This is a genomic window from Epibacterium sp. HA2-3 (assembly GCF_055693725.2).
In genome coordinates, this window is the sequence record NZ_CM172490.1 from 1,511,955 (window position 1) to 1,526,904 (window position 14,950).

The window sequence follows — 14,950 nt, forward strand, 5'->3', positions numbered from 1 at the left end:
GGTTTACCGCCTCTGAGGCTCAAGTCAGGCGTCCGTGAGAAGTCCGGACAATGCGCGGAACATCGCCACACCGTCGGTGCCGCCATGGCCTTCGTCGGCGGCGCGTTCGGGGTGAGGCATCATGCCCAGGACTCGACGGTTTTCCGACAGGATCCCCGCAATGTCTGCGACCGAACCGTTGGGATTGTCCACATAGGTGAACGCGACGCGGTCCTGATCCTTCAGCATCTGAACCGTGGCGTCATCCGCATAGTAGTTGCCATCGTGATGCGCGATCGGCACGCCGATCACATCGCCTGCGTTGTAACCTTGGGTGAAGGCACTGTCGGAGGTCGCAACCGTCAGGTCGACGGTCTTGCAGATATATTTGAGCCCCGCATTGCGCAGCAATGCGCCGGGCAGAACGCCGGTCTCGGTCAGGATCTGAAACCCGTTGCAGACCCCAAGCGCATATCCGCCGCGCTCGGCATGCGCGACCACGGCCTTGCAGATCGGTGACTGCGCCGCGATCGCACCGCAGCGCAGATAGTCCCCATACGAAAACCCACCGGGCACGCCAACGATGTCCACCCCCTCGGGCAGTTCGCTGTCCTTGTGCCACACCATCGAGACATCGAAACCGGCCTGCTCAAAAGCTATGGCAAGGTCACGGTCGCAGTTGGATCCGGGGAAAACGACGACAGCAGCCTTCATCACTGGATCTCGACGCTGTAAGATTCGATGACAGTATTGGCGAGCAGCTTTTCGCACATCTCGGTCACGTCGGCCTCAGTGGCACCCTCGGCCAGCTCCAGGTCAATCACCTTGCCCTGACGCACGCCTTCGACCTTGTCAAAGCCAAGCGCGCCAAGCGCGTGACGCACGGCCTCTCCTTGCGGATCGAGAACCCCGTTCTTCAGCATCACATGCACCCGTGCTTTCATCGCGTCTTTCCTCAAGTTCCTGCGGGCGGGAGCATGAGCGCCCTGCCCTGTTGCGCTATTGAAAAACCCGCAAGACCGACGGAGCGGTGCTTGCGGGCGAAATCTCTTAGTTCACCAGCTGGGGCTTGCCCGGCGCGGGTGGGTTGTTGGGCATGACGCCCAGACGGCGGGCCACCTCGGTATAGGCATCCGTGAGGCTGCCAAGGTCGCGGCGGAACACATCCTTGTCGAGCTTCTGCCCGGTCTTGATGTCCCACAAACGGCAGCTGTCGGGGCTGATCTCATCGGCCACGACAAGACGCTGGAAATCGCCGTCGTAGATCCGGCCAATCTCGATCTTGAAGTCCACGAGGCGGATCCCCACGGCGAGCATCACGCCAGAGAGGAAGTCATTCACCCGCAGCGCCAGCGACAGGATATCGTCCATATCCTGCTGGCTCGCCCAGCCAAAGGCGGCGATATGCTCTTCGGTGACCAGCGGGTCCCCCAGCGCGTCGTCCTTGTAGCAATATTCCACGATCGGACGCGGCAACTGAGTGCCTTCGTCCATCCCGAGACGCTTGCACAGCGACCCGGCGGCATAGTTGCGAACGATGATCTCCAGCGGGACGATCTCGCAAGAGCGCACCAGTTGTTCGCGCATGTTCAGCCGTTTCAGGAAGTGTGTTGGCACCCCGATCTGCCCCAGACCCAGCATGAAGAATTCGCTCAGGATGTTGTTCAGGACACCCTTGCCCTCGATCACGTCGTGCTTTTCGGCGTTGAAGGCCGTGGCATCGTCTTTGAAGTACTGGACGATCGTGCCCGGTTCGGGCCCTTCATACAGAGTTTTTGCCTTGCCTTCGTAAATCTTCTTGCGCCGCGCCATGGAGAGCCTTTCGGTATGGACCACCGGGAATCTGCCCCGATCCGTAGCGCTCTCATAGTGCAAGGGGCCTCATCCCGCAAGCACAGCGCAGGGCGATCTCGGCCCAGCATCGCCACAAATCCTGCTCTTCCTAATCGAAAGGCGCAAAAAGAGAAAAATTTCGCCCAAGAAACGCGAAGTTGCAGGGTTTTGCACCTATTTCGTTGACGGTTTGTTCAAGAACCCTTGCTAGCTTGGGGGCAACTTCATACGGATGTCTGCGGATGTCCGGCCTCCCGTGGTGGGACCCAGGGACGCGGTCACAGTGCAGAGAATGGCACGCCGCACCCTCTCATCGATGCGAAACTCAGATGTGAAAACACCTCTCCGTCCTGATGTGCTATCCTGCATTGAGGGCCAAGAGCGGATATTCTGACGCCCCACTGGCCCACTTCTTATGGGAGGACGTGAGATGACAACATTTGATGACCGCGAGAAGGCATTCGAAAACAAGTTTGCGCATGACGCTGAACTGAAGTTCCGCGCAACCGCGCGCCGCAACAAGCTGCTGGGCCTTTGGGCCGCGGATCTGTTGGGGCACAGGGACGAAGCGGCAGAAGCCTATGCCCAGACCGTCATTATCGCCGACCTGGATGAACCGGGCGACGACGATGTCCTCGCCAAGCTCGCCACCGACCTCGAAGGCATGGTCGAACGCGCAGCCATCCGGGACAAGATGATGGAGCTGATGATGCAGGTGGCAGAAGACCTCCCCCAAACCGATACCTGATCCCGGCACCCGGCCCGCGCAGATGCGTGAGGCACAGAGCTGCCGGTCCCTGAACCGGCAGGCACGCGTTCCGCAAAACGGGCGACGTCTGCTCCAAATGGCGGAAGCGAGATGCCGATGCGGGCCAGACGCAAGCAGACCTTTACGAATTCCCTGAGGGTGGTGACGCCCCTGCTCATTATGGCGGGCTGTTTGTTCGCCCTGACCCGACAAGCGGATCTGCCGCATTTCCACGACCTTCTGGGCCTGCTCACGCAGGTGCCCGCGCCGCATTGGATCGGCGCCCTCGGGGCAACTGTGCTCAGTTTCTGGGCTCTTGGCCGCTATGACGCGGTCGCACACCGGCATTTGCGCAGCGGAATCGATGACCGGACCGCACGGCGCGCGGGCATGGCCGCTATCGCCTTTTCGCAGGCCGTTGGATTTGGCTTGTTTTCGGGGTCCTTTGCACGTTGGCGCCTGCTGCCGCAACTGAATCCATTGCTTTCGGCGCAGCTGACCGGGTTTGTGGGCATCACCTTCATGACAGCCCTCGCTGTCATTTGCGGGATCTTTCTGATCCTTGTGGGACCTTCATGGGGGATGCGCCTTGTGGGCGGGGGCATCCTGTTTGCCGCGATCGCCGCTGTTGGCCTGTGCTTCTTGCACCCAGAGTGGCGCATCCGTGGTTTGCGGCTCCGGTTCCCTTCTGTGCAGGCCATCCTTGCGCTGGCGCTTTGGACCATGATGGATGTGACCTTCGCCGGGGTCGCCCTCTGGCTGTTGCTGCCGGTTGGACATGGCATCGGCCTTGATGTCTTGCTGACCGCCTATTTTCTGGCCCTTGGACTGGCGATCATCTCCTCCTCTCCGGGCGGAGCCGGGCCGCTGGAACTTGCAATGCTCACGCTTCTGCCCGGTGCCGATCCCGCGACGCTGGTGGCAGGACTTCTCGCCTTTCGGGCAGTTTATTATGCGCTGCCCGCGATGCTTGCGGGTGCTGTGTTGCTCTGGCCACGGCTGCTGCGCCACGGAAGCGCAATGCCGGACCCCTGGGAGACTGGCGATCTGGGCTGCGATCTGCGGCCTGCCGCCAGCCAGCCCTTCGTCCGCCCGCAGGCCGAAACGGCCGTGCTCTTGCAAAACGGCGGTCATGTGATGGCCTTTGGGCTCAATCAAGTCGCGCTCCTTGATAGCCCGCAGCTCTCTGCGGTGCTATTTGATCCAATCAGCGGCCGACAGGACGAGATCCCCGCCGCCCTGCGCGCCCATGCACTCTCGCGCAATGCGGCAGCTTGCTTTTACAAATGCAGTGCCCGCACCGCGCTGGCAGCCCGTCAGGAGGGTTGGAAGATCCTGAGAGTGGCTCAGGACGCCATCCTTGCGCCGGAGACCTTCACCGTCGAGGGCTCCAAGCATCGCCAACTGCGTCGCAAACTGCGCCACGCCGAGAAGGCCGGACTGCAGGTGGAGCCCGCCTGGGGGACGCTGCCCTTGACCCAGATGGCCCAGGTCGATGCCGCATGGACGCGCCAGCACGGCGGCGCCCGTGGCACGACGATGGGCCAGTTCGAGCCGGGATATGTGGCGATCCAGATGACCTGTCTTGCCTGGCTTGAGGACCGCCTTGTCGGCTTCATGACCTTTCACCGGGCGGCAGATGAATGGTGCCTGGATCTGGTGCGCCAATTGCCCGGGGCGCCCGATGGCACCGCCCATGCGCTGATTTGCACCGCGGTCGAGGCCGCGCGCGATGCGGGCGTGCGCCGCCTGTCGCTTGCGTCGGTTCCCGATCACCGCTTCAGCGCGCGCTTTGATGGCGGCCTGCGTCAGTTCAAGTCCTGCTTCGCCCCCACCTGGGAGGCCCGATACATGGCCGCGCCAAGCTGGGCTCAGATGGGGCTCGCGATTGCCGAAATGACCCGGCTGGTGCATCGTCCGGCGCGTCCGGAGGCTGCAATGGCGCAGATCGACATGCTGCAGGACCCTATTCCTGATGATACTGTCGAAAATGCAGTTGCGGCAAAACGGACCGCGTGACAAAGAAAACGCCTTGCGGAGCCAAAGCGCTCTGTGTGCGAATTGGGTAAGTGGACAAGAACATGAGCAACAGTTTCCAACAGCTTCTGGACAGCCGTGATGTGCTTCTGGCGGATGGCGCGACAGGCACCAACCTGTTCAACATGGGGCTGCAGTCCGGCGATGCGCCGGAACTGTGGAACACCGACGCGCCAGACAAGATCAAGGCACTCTATCAAGGCTCGGTCGATGCCGGCAGCGATCTGTTTTTGACCAATAGCTTTGGTGGCACCGCCGCACGTCTCAAGCTGCATGACGCACAAGGCCGTGTCCGCGAGCTGAACCGCATCGCCGCAGAACTTGGACGCGACGTTGCGGACAAGGCTGAACGCAAGATTGCCGTTGCCGGCTCTGTCGGACCCACCGGCGAAATCATGCAACCGGTTGGGGAACTCTCGCACGCGCTCGCGGTGGAAATGTTCCACGAACAGGCCGACGCGCTCAAGGAAGGCGGCGTAGACGTGCTCTGGCTCGAAACGATTTCCGCTCCCGAGGAATTTGCCGCCGCCGCTGAGGCCTTCAAACTGGTGGATATGCCCTGGTGCGGCACCATGAGCTTTGACACCGCCGGACGTACCATGATGGGCGTGACCTCTGCCGATCTGGCCAAACTCGTCGAGGAGTTCGACACCCCGCCGCTCGCTTTTGGCGCCAACTGCGGCACCGGGGCATCTGATATCCTGCGCACCGTGCTCGGATTCGCCGCGCAGGGCACCGAACGTCCGATCATCTCCAAGGGCAATGCGGGTATTCCTAAATATGTCGATGGCCATATCCACTATGACGGCACCCCGGACTTGATGGGCGAATACGCCGTCCTGGCGCGCGACTCCGGAGCCAAGATCATCGGCGGCTGCTGCGGCACCATGCCGGACCATCTGCGCAAGATGCGTGAGGCTCTCGACAGCCGCCCACGCGGCGAACGCCCGACGCTGGAACATATCGTAGAGCTGCTTGGCCCGTTCAGCTCGGCCAACGACGGCACCGAAGAAGGCAGCGATGCCAGCGCCGAGCGCCGGGGGCGTCGCGGGCGCCGTCGCAGCTGATCCGATCCTCGGCATACGTCCTTGAAAGAGCCGGTCATTGAACCGGCTCTTTATTTATGCGCTGTCAGAATTAAGCGGTGTCAGGAAAACAGGCTGAGCTGATCGCCGGGCTGCAGCGGTTTTGCAAAGAGGTCTGTTCTGAGGGGCGCGGTGCGCTCTGCCAATCCAAGCCGCTTGCAAGCCAGCCGAAAACGGCGCGCGATCATCTCGGCATACTCGCCCTCCCCTCGCATCCGGTGCCCCCAGCGCGGATCGTAATCGCGCCCGCCATGCATCTCGCGCAGCCGCGCCATCACCTTGGCGGCCCGATCGGGTGCATGCTCGTGTAGCCAGTCCTGCCAGAGCTGCGATACCTCGCGCGGCAGGCGCAACATGATCCAGCTGGCGGCATCCGCACCCGCGTCCTGCCCGGCTGCCAATAGCGCCTCAAGCTCGTGATCGGTGAGCCCCGGCACCAAGGGCGACGTCATTATGCGTACCGGAACCCCCGCAGCACTCAGCCGTCGGATCGTCGCCAGGCGCCGCGCAGGCACCGGCGCGCGCGGCTCCATCCGCCGCGACAGGTTCGCATCCAACGTGGTCACGGAAATCCCGACCCGCACCAGGCCGCGGCGCGCCATATCGGTCAGAATATCAATGTCGCGCTCGATCAGAGTGCCCTTGGTGACAATTGCCACCGGGTGATTGAACGCCTGCAGCACCTCAAGACACTGGCGCATCAAGAGATGATCCCTCTCGCAGGGCTGATAGGGATCCGTGTTGGTGCCGATGGCCAGGGTCGCGACCTTGTAGCTCCGCGCCGAGAGCTCTTTTCGAAGCACCTCTGCCGCGTTGCTGCGTGCAACAAGCCGGGTTTCGAAATCCAACCCCGGCGACAGGCCGAGATAGGCATGCGACGGGCGCGCAAAACAATAAACGCAGCCGTGCTCACAGCCGCGATAGGGGTTGATCGAGCGGTCAAAGGGCAGATCCGGCGAACGGTTGTAAGAGATCAGGCTGCGCGCCAGCTCGTTGCGAATCTCTGTCGCAACAGAAGGATCCGGTGCCTCCTGCCACCAGCCATCGTCCTGCGCCTCGCGCGTCAGATCAAACCGGCCTGCCGCATTGCTGAGCGCACCGCGCGCTTTGCGACATCGAGGCGAAAAAGGATCCGTGTTCTGCATTTGGTCCTTATGGCACACCCATGAGAACAAATAAAGAACATAAACCCAAGAAACCCCCAAGCCCCTGCCTCAAAGGGTCAATCTGACCTATTTCCCGACGCAAAGGTCGGTTCGAAACGCGCCAATGTCGCAATCAAAACAGTGGAGTTCTGAACATCTGTCAAAAACACATAAAAGCGCCAATTCAGGCCCGCCCGCCAGCTAAGGAAGACAGATATGTCGGAAGAAGAAGACATCATCCTCTCAGAACTCGATGACGAGGAACTGGTCCAACAAATGTTTGACGACCTCTATGACGGTCTGAAGGAAGAAATCGAGGAAGGCGTCAACATCCTGCTCGAACGCGGCTGGGCGCCCTACAAGATCCTGACCGAAGCACTGGTCGGCGGCATGACCATCGTGGGTGCAGACTTCCGCGACGGCATTCTCTTCGTTCCCGAAGTGCTTCTGGCGGCCAACGCCATGAAGGGTGGCATGACGATCCTGAAGCCGCTTCTGGCAGAAACCGGCGCACCGCGCATGGGCTCCATGGTGATCGGCACCGTGAAAGGCGACATTCACGACATCGGCAAAAACCTCGTCTCGATGATGATGGAAGGCGCCGGTTTTGAGGTGGTGGACATCGGCATCAACAACCCGGTCGAAAACTACCTCGAGGCCCTCGAAGAGCACAAACCCGACATCCTCGGCATGTCTGCGCTCCTGACCACCACCATGCCCTACATGAAGGTCGTAATCGACACGATGGTCGAGCAAGGCAAGCGTGACGATTACATCGTGCTGGTGGGCGGCGCGCCCCTCAACGAAGAATTCGGCAAGGCCATCGGCGCCGACGCCTACTGCCGCGACGCGGCTGTCGCGGTTGAAACCGCCAAAGAATTTGTGGCGCGCAAGCACAACGCCATGAACGCCTGATATGGCCACCGCGTCCCCTCGACGCGGTCGGGCGGCCCGACTTTCAAAGCGGGCCGCTCTGTCTTTGCCACAGGGCAAATCTCTCGACGCACAAAGCCTTACCGAACACGGCCTCGCCGCCCCAGAACGAGAGCGCAAAACTGGCCGCATCCTTATGATCGCCTGTGGCGCTCTGGCGCGTGAAATCCTGGCGATCACGCGCGCCAATCAGTTCGATCACATCGATCTGACCTGCTTGCCGGCGAAACTTCATCTTTATCCTGACCAGATCGTCACCCATGTGGAGGCCGCCGTCACAAAGCACCACGCGGTCTACGATCAGATCTACGTGGTCTACGCCGATTGCGGCACGGGCGGGCAGCTCCAACAACGATGCGCCGAACTGGGTGTCGAGATGGTCCCGGGGCCCCATTGCTACGCCTTCTTTGAAGGCACCGACCGTTTTAACGCCTATGCCGAAGCCGGTGAAATCACGGCCTTTTACCTCACGGATTTTCTGGTCAAACAATTCGATGCCTTTGTGTGGCGTCCAATGGGTCTTGATAAGAACCCCGAGCTGCGGGACATGATCTTCGGGAACTATACCACCCTGATCTACCAGTCGCAGACCGAAGACCCGGACCTGTTGGAAAAAGCCCGCGCCTGCGCAGCGCGCATGGGGCTCGACTTTCAACACCGTCACACCGGCTACGGGGAGCTCGAAACCACCCTCATGGACTGGGCCACGCCCAATCCTTCTTCTGACTAGAAATATCCCGGGGTGAATTGGCCAAAGGCCAAGAGGGGCAGCGCCCCTTTTTGCCCTCTGTTGCCCCTCGCGCCGCTGTTACGCTTGGGCCGCCGCCGTTTCGCGGATGCGCTCGATCATCGCGCGCAAACCGTTGGAGCGCTGCGCAGAAAGGTGATCATTGAGCCCAAGGCGCCCCATCTCCGCGCGGGCGTCGACGGCCAGCACCTCGGAAAGCGTGAGCCCGTTGTAGAGTTTTTGCAGCACCGCGATCAGCCCTTTGACGATCATCGCATCGCTGTCGCCGTCAAAGTGAAACACGCCATTTTCAATCTGCGGGTGCAGCCAGACCTGGCTTGCACAACCGTCCACCTTGGTTGCAGGCACCTTCAGCGCGTCGTCCAGCGGCGCCATCGCCTTGCCCTGTTCGATCACATGACGGTAGCGATCCTCCCAGTCCTCAAAGAACTCAAAGTCCTCGACGATTTCCTCGAAGGCAGGGCTGGCCATGTCAAACCTCATCTCGTGATCACGATCTGCCTCGGACCTAGGCCAGAGACCAGGTCTTTTCAACCGCTTTTCAACGCCGCTTCAATCGGGTAGTCAGTTTTGCAAGTAACTCTGACTGCGGCAGGTATTCATGCGTATCACTCTTAGTGCCCTTTTGATCAGCACATTGGTCCTGTCCTCCTGTGGCGGGTGGCGCGACTCGCGCATCAATCCCACCAACTGGTTCGGACAATCGCGTGAAGCAGAGGCTCCGGCGGCTGAAAACCTCAATCCGCTGATCCCGCAGGAAGAGGAAAAAGCCAACCTCCTTGGCAGCAGGAACGACAAGGAAGAAGACCGCAGCCTTCCCATCACGCTCATCAAGGACATGCGTATCGAGCGCACCTCCGTGGGTGGCATCCTGACAGTGGAGGGCGAAGCCGCCCGCAACGGTGCGTTCAACGCAGAGTTGGTGCCGTCAGACCCGCAAGAGCCCGGTCAGTTGGAATATACCTTTCGCGTGACCTACCCCAAGGCCGCAACTTATCAGGGCACAGTCGCCACCCGCACCATCCGCGCCGCGGTGAGCCTGTCGGAACAGGACCTGACCGGCATTCGTGTATTGCGCGTGGTTGGCAAGGAAAACGCCCGCGAGATCCGCCGCTGAGCCCCCTCCGAGCAAGCTCACTGCGCGGTAGACCAAGCACTCGGAGCTTGCACCGGGTAATCACATCAAAAAACGCGCCACAGGCTTCTGGGCGCGTTTTTTTGATGTCAGAGCATTCGACGTCGGATGTCGACAGGAGTGTCGCTAGAGGTCAACAACCTTCACCTGCTGGCCTTTGGCCGCGAGCGCAATCTCTCCATTGCACAGGCGCAACGCATCCGCGCCAAAGACCTCGTGCCGCCAGCCTTTTAGCGCAGGAACATCGCGCTCCCCGGCGGCGATTGCATCCAAATCCGCCGAAGGGGCGATCAGTTTCGCCGCCACGCCAGAGGTCTCCGTCTTGGCCTTGAGCAGGACCCGCAGCAGATCGGCAAGTGCGCCATTGATCTGCATTTTCTCGCGCGAGCGATCCGCCTGAGGCATGTCGTCCTGCGGACAGTTCACACCGCGCTCGACCGCTTTTAGAATGCCTTCGGCAATGGCGCCTTTGCGCGCCTCCCGCAGCAACAGGCGTGATCCCCCCAGATCCGACGCGGTCCGGGGCTTGGTGGAAGCCAGTTCCACCAGGGCATCATCCTTGTAGACGCGATTGCGCGGCACATTGTTGGTTTGCGCATATTCTTCGCGAAAGGCCGCCAGCTCGCGCACCACTGCAAGGAAACGCCCGGAGTTGGTGCGGGTTTTCACCCGGCGCCAAGCCTCACGCGGCTGAATGTTATAGGTTGCGGGGTCGGTCAGGACCTGCAATTCCTCGGCAACCCAATGGCTGCGCTTGGTCTTGTCGAGCTCTTTGCGCAGATGCTCGTATATCTGGCGCAGATGGGTGACATCCGCCAGAGCATAGGTCTTTTGCGCATCCGAGAGTGGACGGCGGGACCAGTCGGTAAAGCGGGATGTCTTATCCAGGCCTTGCTTGCAAATCTTGCGCACCAGCGTCTCGTAGCCGACCTGCTCGCCAAAGCCGCACACCATGGCCGCAACCTGGGTGTCAAACAGCGGCTTTGGAAAAACGCCCGCATCCACCCAGAAAATCTCCAAATCCTGCCGTGCGGCATGAAAGACCTTTACCACATCCTCATTGCGGAAAAGCTCGTACAAGGGTTCGAGCGACAAATCCCCGGAAAGCGGGTCAACCAGCACGGCATCGGTTTCCCCATCACCGCGATAGGCAATCTGGATCAGGCAAAGCTTGGAGTAATAGGTGCGCTCTCGCAGAAACTCGGTGTCCACCGTCACATAAGGGTATTTCGCGGCCTCTTGGCAAAAGGCGCGCAGCTCGTCGGTGGTGGTCAGAGTTTTCATCAACTGGGTCTTTTTTAAGGGTTTCTGCCGCTCGGTTTCCCGTTGATACGACGACCAAGAGGCGGTTGCAAACCCCCTAAAGGCTTCGGTTCAGCTCAGGTGCAAGACTGCACGCTCGCCACGCAGATAGCGCTCCAGCACCGCCGGATAGAGGCGATGTTCCTGAACGAGCACCCGCGCGGCCAGATCATCGGGCGTGTCGCCGGGATGAACCGGCACTTCGGCCTGCCCCAGAATCGGGCCGTCATCGAGGAGCGGAGTCACCTCATGCACACTGCAGCCATGGCGCAGGTCGCCAGCTTCCAGAGCGCGGGCATGGGTGTGCAAGCCCTTGTATTTGGGGAGCAGGGAGGGATGGATATTGAGCATCCGGCCTTCGAACTGGCGCACGAAACCTGCGGTCAACACCCGCATGAAGCCCGCAAGACAGACCACATCAGCGCCAGCCTCCAGAATGGGTTGCACCAGCTCAGCCTCAAATGCTGCGCGATCCTTGCCAAAGGGGCGGTGATCGACCACCGCCGTGGCGACCCCGCGTTCGGCGGCCTTGGAGAGGCCCCCGGCATCCGCGTTGTTGGACAGCACCAGACAAGGCGAACCAGGATGATCGGCGTCGTTCAACATGCTGTCGACGAGGGACACCATATTGGAGCCCCCGCCGGAAATCAGGATCGCAACGCGTTTCTTGTCGCTCACAGCAGCGCGCCCGTGTAGCGAATACCCTCCCCGCGCGTCACAGTGCCAAGGCGCGCGACGGTCTCGCCCTCACCCTCGAGCACCTCGGTGAGCGCATCGGCCCGGTCGGCTTTCACAACGAGGATCATGCCAATCCCGCAGTTGAAGGTCTTGAGCATTTCGCTCTCTTCAATGCCACCGGTTTGCGCCATCCACTTGAACACACCCGGAAGCTCCCAGGCGCCGAGGTCGATGTCCGCACCAAGGTCGTCGGGCAGAACCCGCGGCAGGTTCTCCGTGAGGCCGCCGCCTGTGATATGCGCAAGTGCATTGACGCCCCCGGCCCGCACTGCGGCAAGGGATTGTTTGACATAGAGACGCGTGGGGGTCAGCAGCGCCTCGCCCAGTTTGCCCTCGCCAAACGGGTTGTCGCCGTCCCAGCCCAGACCGGAGTATTTCACGATCTGCCGCACCAGAGAGTAGCCGTTGGAATGCACGCCATCAGAGGCCAGCCCCAAGAGCACATCGCCTTCGCTGACACCTGCCGGCAGGGCTGTGCCACGCTCCATGGCGCCCACGGCAAACCCGGCGAGGTCAAAATCACCTTTGGGGTACATGCCGGGCATCTCGGCGGTCTCGCCGCCGATCAGCGCACAGCCAGAGCGCACGCAGCCTTCGGCGATGCCTTCGATGATTCGCGCCGCGACATCGGTTTCCAGCTTGCCGGTGGCAAAATAGTCGAGAAAGAACAGCGGCTCTGCGCCCTGACAAACCAGATCGTTGACACACATCGCCACAAGATCGATGCCGACGCCGTCCACAAGGCCCGTATCAATGGCAATCCGCAGCTTAGTGCCCACCCCATCGGTCGCGCCTACAAGGATTGGATCCTCGTAGCCAGCAGCCTTCAGGTCAAACAGCGCGCCAAAGCCGCCAAGGCCGCTCATCACGCCGGGGCGGTTGGTTCGCTTAGCGGCCGGTTTGATCCGGTCCACAAGTTCGTTGCCCGCATCAATATCGACCCCTGCATCCGCATAGGTCAGCCCGTTCTTGCCGCTGGTCATCGCATGGCTCCTTCGCAATGGTTGCGCAGCGTTTAGCCTATAGGACGCATGAAGGAAACAAGGGAATCTGCCCCTCCGCACACTGAGCGACACAGCAAAGGGAGGGGCATGTCGCCCCGGTGCCGAAACGGCGCGTATTTACGCCCCAGATCGACAGCAGAACGACGCCTGATAGCCCCTGGTCAGAGGCCGAATTGCCAGGGCGCCTGGTCAAAGGCGTAGGCCCCGCCGTCGCGTTCGACCCGTCCGAGTCCGGGGAAATCCAGATGCATGCCCGTCACCAGCAACTGATCGGCAACTGCGCGGTCGAACATCGCTTTGCGGGTCTGGGCCGCCAGCGACTGATCCGCATCAAAGGGGATGGTCCAGTCAGGATTGCGGAACTGAAGCGCGGTGCTATGAACCACATCGCCCCAGAACAAGAGCTGCTCGGAGCCTGCATCAAGCATAAAGCCACTGTGCCCCGGCGTATGTCCCGGCAATGGCATGGCGCTGAAGCCCGCCGCCACTTCGGCCTCGCCACTAAACGGCTTCATCCGATCCGCATACGGCGCTACCGCATTGCGGGCCATCTGAAAGAAGCCGCGACTGCCTTCGTCGACGGAGGCCATAATCGCATCGTCGTGCCAGAACCCCCACTCGGCGTCGGCCACCACCAACTCTGCATTGGGAAAGGCCGCGCTGCCGTCCGCATTCAAAAGACCACCCGCGTGATCCGGATGCATATGGGTCAACAAGATCGTGGAGATCTGATCGGGCGTCACGCCTGTCGCGGCGAGGGCCCCCATCAACCCGCCAAGCTCCGGCCCCATCAGCGCAGCCGTGCCGGTGTCAATGAGGGTGTACTGGCCTGCGCGCTCCACAAGATACCCGTTGACCGGGATCTCGAGCCCCTGCGCGTCCTCGCGGTAAAAGGTCCCGGCAAGCGTCTGCGCAACAGTTTCAGGATCGGCCCCGGTGAACATACCAGATGGCAGCGACAGATGCCCATCAAGAAGCGCGGTAATCACGGCGTCGCCAAGGCGGAACTGATGCAGCACAGGCGCAGGGGCCATTGGCGCGGCCAGCGCCATCTGGCCCAGAGAAGGTACAGCAAGACCTGCACCAGCAAGGCCCACGGATTTCAAAAGAGTTCTACGGGAAAGGGTCATAAGAGGCTCCAATATCCTAGTCAGCGAAAGCACCGACAAATGCGAAATAGAGTTTAACGCTGGTCCTCCACAGTCCCGGAGAGTTAATAAGGGGTATTAGCATTTGCGATAGGAGCGCTGATGGACCGGCTGTCGCTACTCGAAACCCTTGTCGTGGCCCTGGACGAAGGCAGCCTTAATCGCGCTGCCGCCCGCAAATCCATGACCCAATCCGCGGTCAGCCAACACATCAAGCAGTTGGAGACGCTGATGGGGCACCAGTTGCTACATCGCACAGCCCAAGGCGTGCGCGCCACGCGCTCTGGCGAGCTGGTCTACACTCACGCCCAGAGGTTGCTTGGCAATTTTGACCGCATGACCGCGGAGCTCGATCAGCTGCAAGACAGCCTCTCGGGCGATTTTCGCATCAGCGTGAACAGCTTTCTTGGCCGCCATCTGATTGGGCACATGTTGGTGGAGCTCGACCAGAGCCATGATGATCTGAACATCATCCTGCGGGTCGAGGACAGGTTGGTCGACGTGGTGCGGGAGAACTACGATCTCGCCATCCGCACCGGGCGGCTTGGCGAAACGGATGGGGTTGGGCGGCGGATCGCAACCATGGAGACAGTGCTTTTGGCGACGCCTGCCTACCTCGATCAGATGGGGCGCCCCGAAAGCCCCGAAGACCTGAAGCGGTTGAAATACATCCAGCACCACGAGGATCAGACCAACGGGTTCTTTCCCCTCAGCCGGGGTGGCGAACAGGTTCTGGCGCCGATCCGCGTGGGGTTCACGGCTGATGATCCCGATCTGATCCGTCATGCGGTCACCAACGGCACCGGCTATACGCGCATGCCGCTGTTCTTTGTGAAGGAAATGCTGGACGCAGGCGAATATGAACGCGTGCTGCCCGACTGGGACGCCCCGGACAAGGATGTGTTTGCCGTCTACCCCTCTCGCCATGGCGTCGATCGCAGACGCGAGTTGGTGATCGAGGGTGTCGTGGCCACATTCGAAGCCTTTCGGCATCGCCAGCCAAAACCGCACCTCAGGGCCGTCGGCGCATAAGCCCCGCCGTTACCCGCCATCAAACGGCTGTTGGGAATGTCGGCTGTTTCGGCCATCAATCACTAAATGAGTGTTAGATGTCA

The 14,950-nt window shown here is 61.1% G+C and carries 16 protein-coding genes; 7 read left to right on the plus strand and 9 right to left on the minus strand.

Annotated features, from left to right (window positions below; all coding sequences use genetic code 11):
* Positions 1 to 24: 24 nt before the first annotated feature.
* From purQ to purC, 3 genes are all read right to left on the minus strand, one after another.
* Positions 25 to 693 (minus strand): phosphoribosylformylglycinamidine synthase subunit PurQ, encoded by a 669-nt coding sequence (gene purQ / locus ACZ1HH_RS06995; protein ID WP_472637309.1) that lies wholly within the window; start codon positions 691 to 693, stop codon positions 25 to 27.
* On the minus strand, positions 693 to 923 hold the full coding sequence (gene purS / locus ACZ1HH_RS07000) for a phosphoribosylformylglycinamidine synthase subunit PurS (RefSeq protein WP_005607046.1): 231 nt from the start codon (positions 921 to 923) through the stop codon (positions 693 to 695). Before purS ends, purQ begins: the two co-directional genes overlap by 1 nt.
* A gap of 106 nt (positions 924 to 1,029) precedes the next feature.
* The gene (gene purC, locus ACZ1HH_RS07005; RefSeq protein WP_011538800.1) at positions 1,030 to 1,791 is read right to left on the minus strand and encodes a phosphoribosylaminoimidazolesuccinocarboxamide synthase; all 762 of its coding nucleotides are present in this window, start codon (positions 1,789 to 1,791) and stop codon (positions 1,030 to 1,032) included.
* A 451-nt stretch (positions 1,792 to 2,242) separates the two neighbouring features.
* Between purC and ACZ1HH_RS07010 the strand changes: the two genes are divergently transcribed.
* From ACZ1HH_RS07010 to bmt, 3 genes are all read left to right on the plus strand, one after another.
* Complete coding sequence (locus ACZ1HH_RS07010) at positions 2,243 to 2,560, plus strand: DUF1476 domain-containing protein (protein WP_011538801.1); 318 nt, start codon at positions 2,243 to 2,245, stop codon at positions 2,558 to 2,560.
* A 117-nt stretch (positions 2,561 to 2,677) separates the two neighbouring features.
* Positions 2,678 to 4,579: a phosphatidylglycerol lysyltransferase domain-containing protein gene (locus tag ACZ1HH_RS07015; protein WP_472636227.1), complete on the plus strand. Its 1,902-nt coding sequence runs from the start codon at positions 2,678 to 2,680 to the stop codon at positions 4,577 to 4,579.
* 62 nt (positions 4,580 to 4,641) lie between these two features.
* On the plus strand, positions 4,642 to 5,664 hold the full coding sequence (gene bmt, locus ACZ1HH_RS07020; protein ID WP_472636228.1) for a betaine--homocysteine S-methyltransferase: 1,023 nt from the start codon (positions 4,642 to 4,644) through the stop codon (positions 5,662 to 5,664).
* Between the two features lie 80 nt (positions 5,665 to 5,744).
* Here the strand turns inward: bmt and ACZ1HH_RS07025 are convergent, their stop codons facing one another.
* Positions 5,745 to 6,827 carry a PA0069 family radical SAM protein gene (locus ACZ1HH_RS07025; RefSeq protein WP_472636229.1) on the minus strand — a complete coding sequence of 361 codons (1,083 nt, stop codon included), beginning with the start codon at positions 6,825 to 6,827 and terminating at the stop codon, positions 5,745 to 5,747.
* Between the two features lie 216 nt (positions 6,828 to 7,043).
* Between ACZ1HH_RS07025 and ACZ1HH_RS07030 the strand changes: the two genes are divergently transcribed.
* Complete coding sequence (locus ACZ1HH_RS07030) at positions 7,044 to 7,742, plus strand: corrinoid protein (protein WP_011538805.1); 699 nt, start codon at positions 7,044 to 7,046, stop codon at positions 7,740 to 7,742.
* Position 7,743: 1 nt separating this feature from the next.
* Positions 7,744 to 8,490: a DUF1638 domain-containing protein gene (locus tag ACZ1HH_RS07035; protein ID WP_472636230.1), complete on the plus strand. Its 747-nt coding sequence runs from the start codon at positions 7,744 to 7,746 to the stop codon at positions 8,488 to 8,490.
* 78 nt (positions 8,491 to 8,568) lie between these two features.
* Here ACZ1HH_RS07035 and ACZ1HH_RS07040 read toward each other — a convergent pair whose 3' ends face one another.
* The gene (locus ACZ1HH_RS07040; RefSeq protein WP_472636231.1) at positions 8,569 to 8,979 is read right to left on the minus strand and encodes a SufE family protein; all 411 of its coding nucleotides are present in this window, start codon (positions 8,977 to 8,979) and stop codon (positions 8,569 to 8,571) included.
* Between the two features lie 130 nt (positions 8,980 to 9,109).
* Here ACZ1HH_RS07040 and ACZ1HH_RS07045 point away from each other — a divergent pair, with 130 nt between their 5' ends.
* Positions 9,110 to 9,625 (plus strand): hypothetical protein, encoded by a 516-nt coding sequence (locus ACZ1HH_RS07045; protein ID WP_472636232.1) that lies wholly within the window; start codon positions 9,110 to 9,112, stop codon positions 9,623 to 9,625.
* 144 nt (positions 9,626 to 9,769) lie between these two features.
* Here ACZ1HH_RS07045 and rnd read toward each other — a convergent pair whose 3' ends face one another.
* From rnd to rmmL, 4 genes are all read right to left on the minus strand, one after another.
* Positions 9,770 to 10,927, minus strand: a complete 1,158-nt coding sequence (gene rnd, locus ACZ1HH_RS07050; RefSeq protein ID WP_011538809.1) for a ribonuclease D — start codon at positions 10,925 to 10,927, stop codon at positions 9,770 to 9,772.
* A 90-nt stretch (positions 10,928 to 11,017) separates the two neighbouring features.
* Positions 11,018 to 11,572 carry a phosphoribosylglycinamide formyltransferase gene (gene purN / locus ACZ1HH_RS07055; protein ID WP_011538810.1) on the minus strand — a complete coding sequence of 185 codons (555 nt, stop codon included), beginning with the start codon at positions 11,570 to 11,572 and terminating at the stop codon, positions 11,018 to 11,020.
* Positions 11,573 to 11,619: 47 nt separating this feature from the next.
* Positions 11,620 to 12,666, minus strand: coding sequence for a phosphoribosylformylglycinamidine cyclo-ligase (gene purM, locus ACZ1HH_RS07060; RefSeq protein WP_011538811.1), 1,047 nt, complete (start codon positions 12,664 to 12,666; stop codon positions 11,620 to 11,622).
* Positions 12,667 to 12,848: 182 nt separating this feature from the next.
* Entirely contained in the window at positions 12,849 to 13,817 is a 969-nt protein-coding gene (gene rmmL / locus ACZ1HH_RS07065) for a quorum-quenching N-acyl-homoserine lactonase RmmL (RefSeq protein WP_011538812.1), read from the minus strand.
* Positions 13,818 to 13,937: 120 nt separating this feature from the next.
* Here rmmL and ACZ1HH_RS07070 point away from each other — a divergent pair, with 120 nt between their 5' ends.
* Positions 13,938 to 14,867, plus strand: a complete 930-nt coding sequence (locus ACZ1HH_RS07070; protein ID WP_472636233.1) for a LysR family transcriptional regulator — start codon at positions 13,938 to 13,940, stop codon at positions 14,865 to 14,867.
* The last annotated feature ends 83 nt before the right edge of the window (positions 14,868 to 14,950 follow it).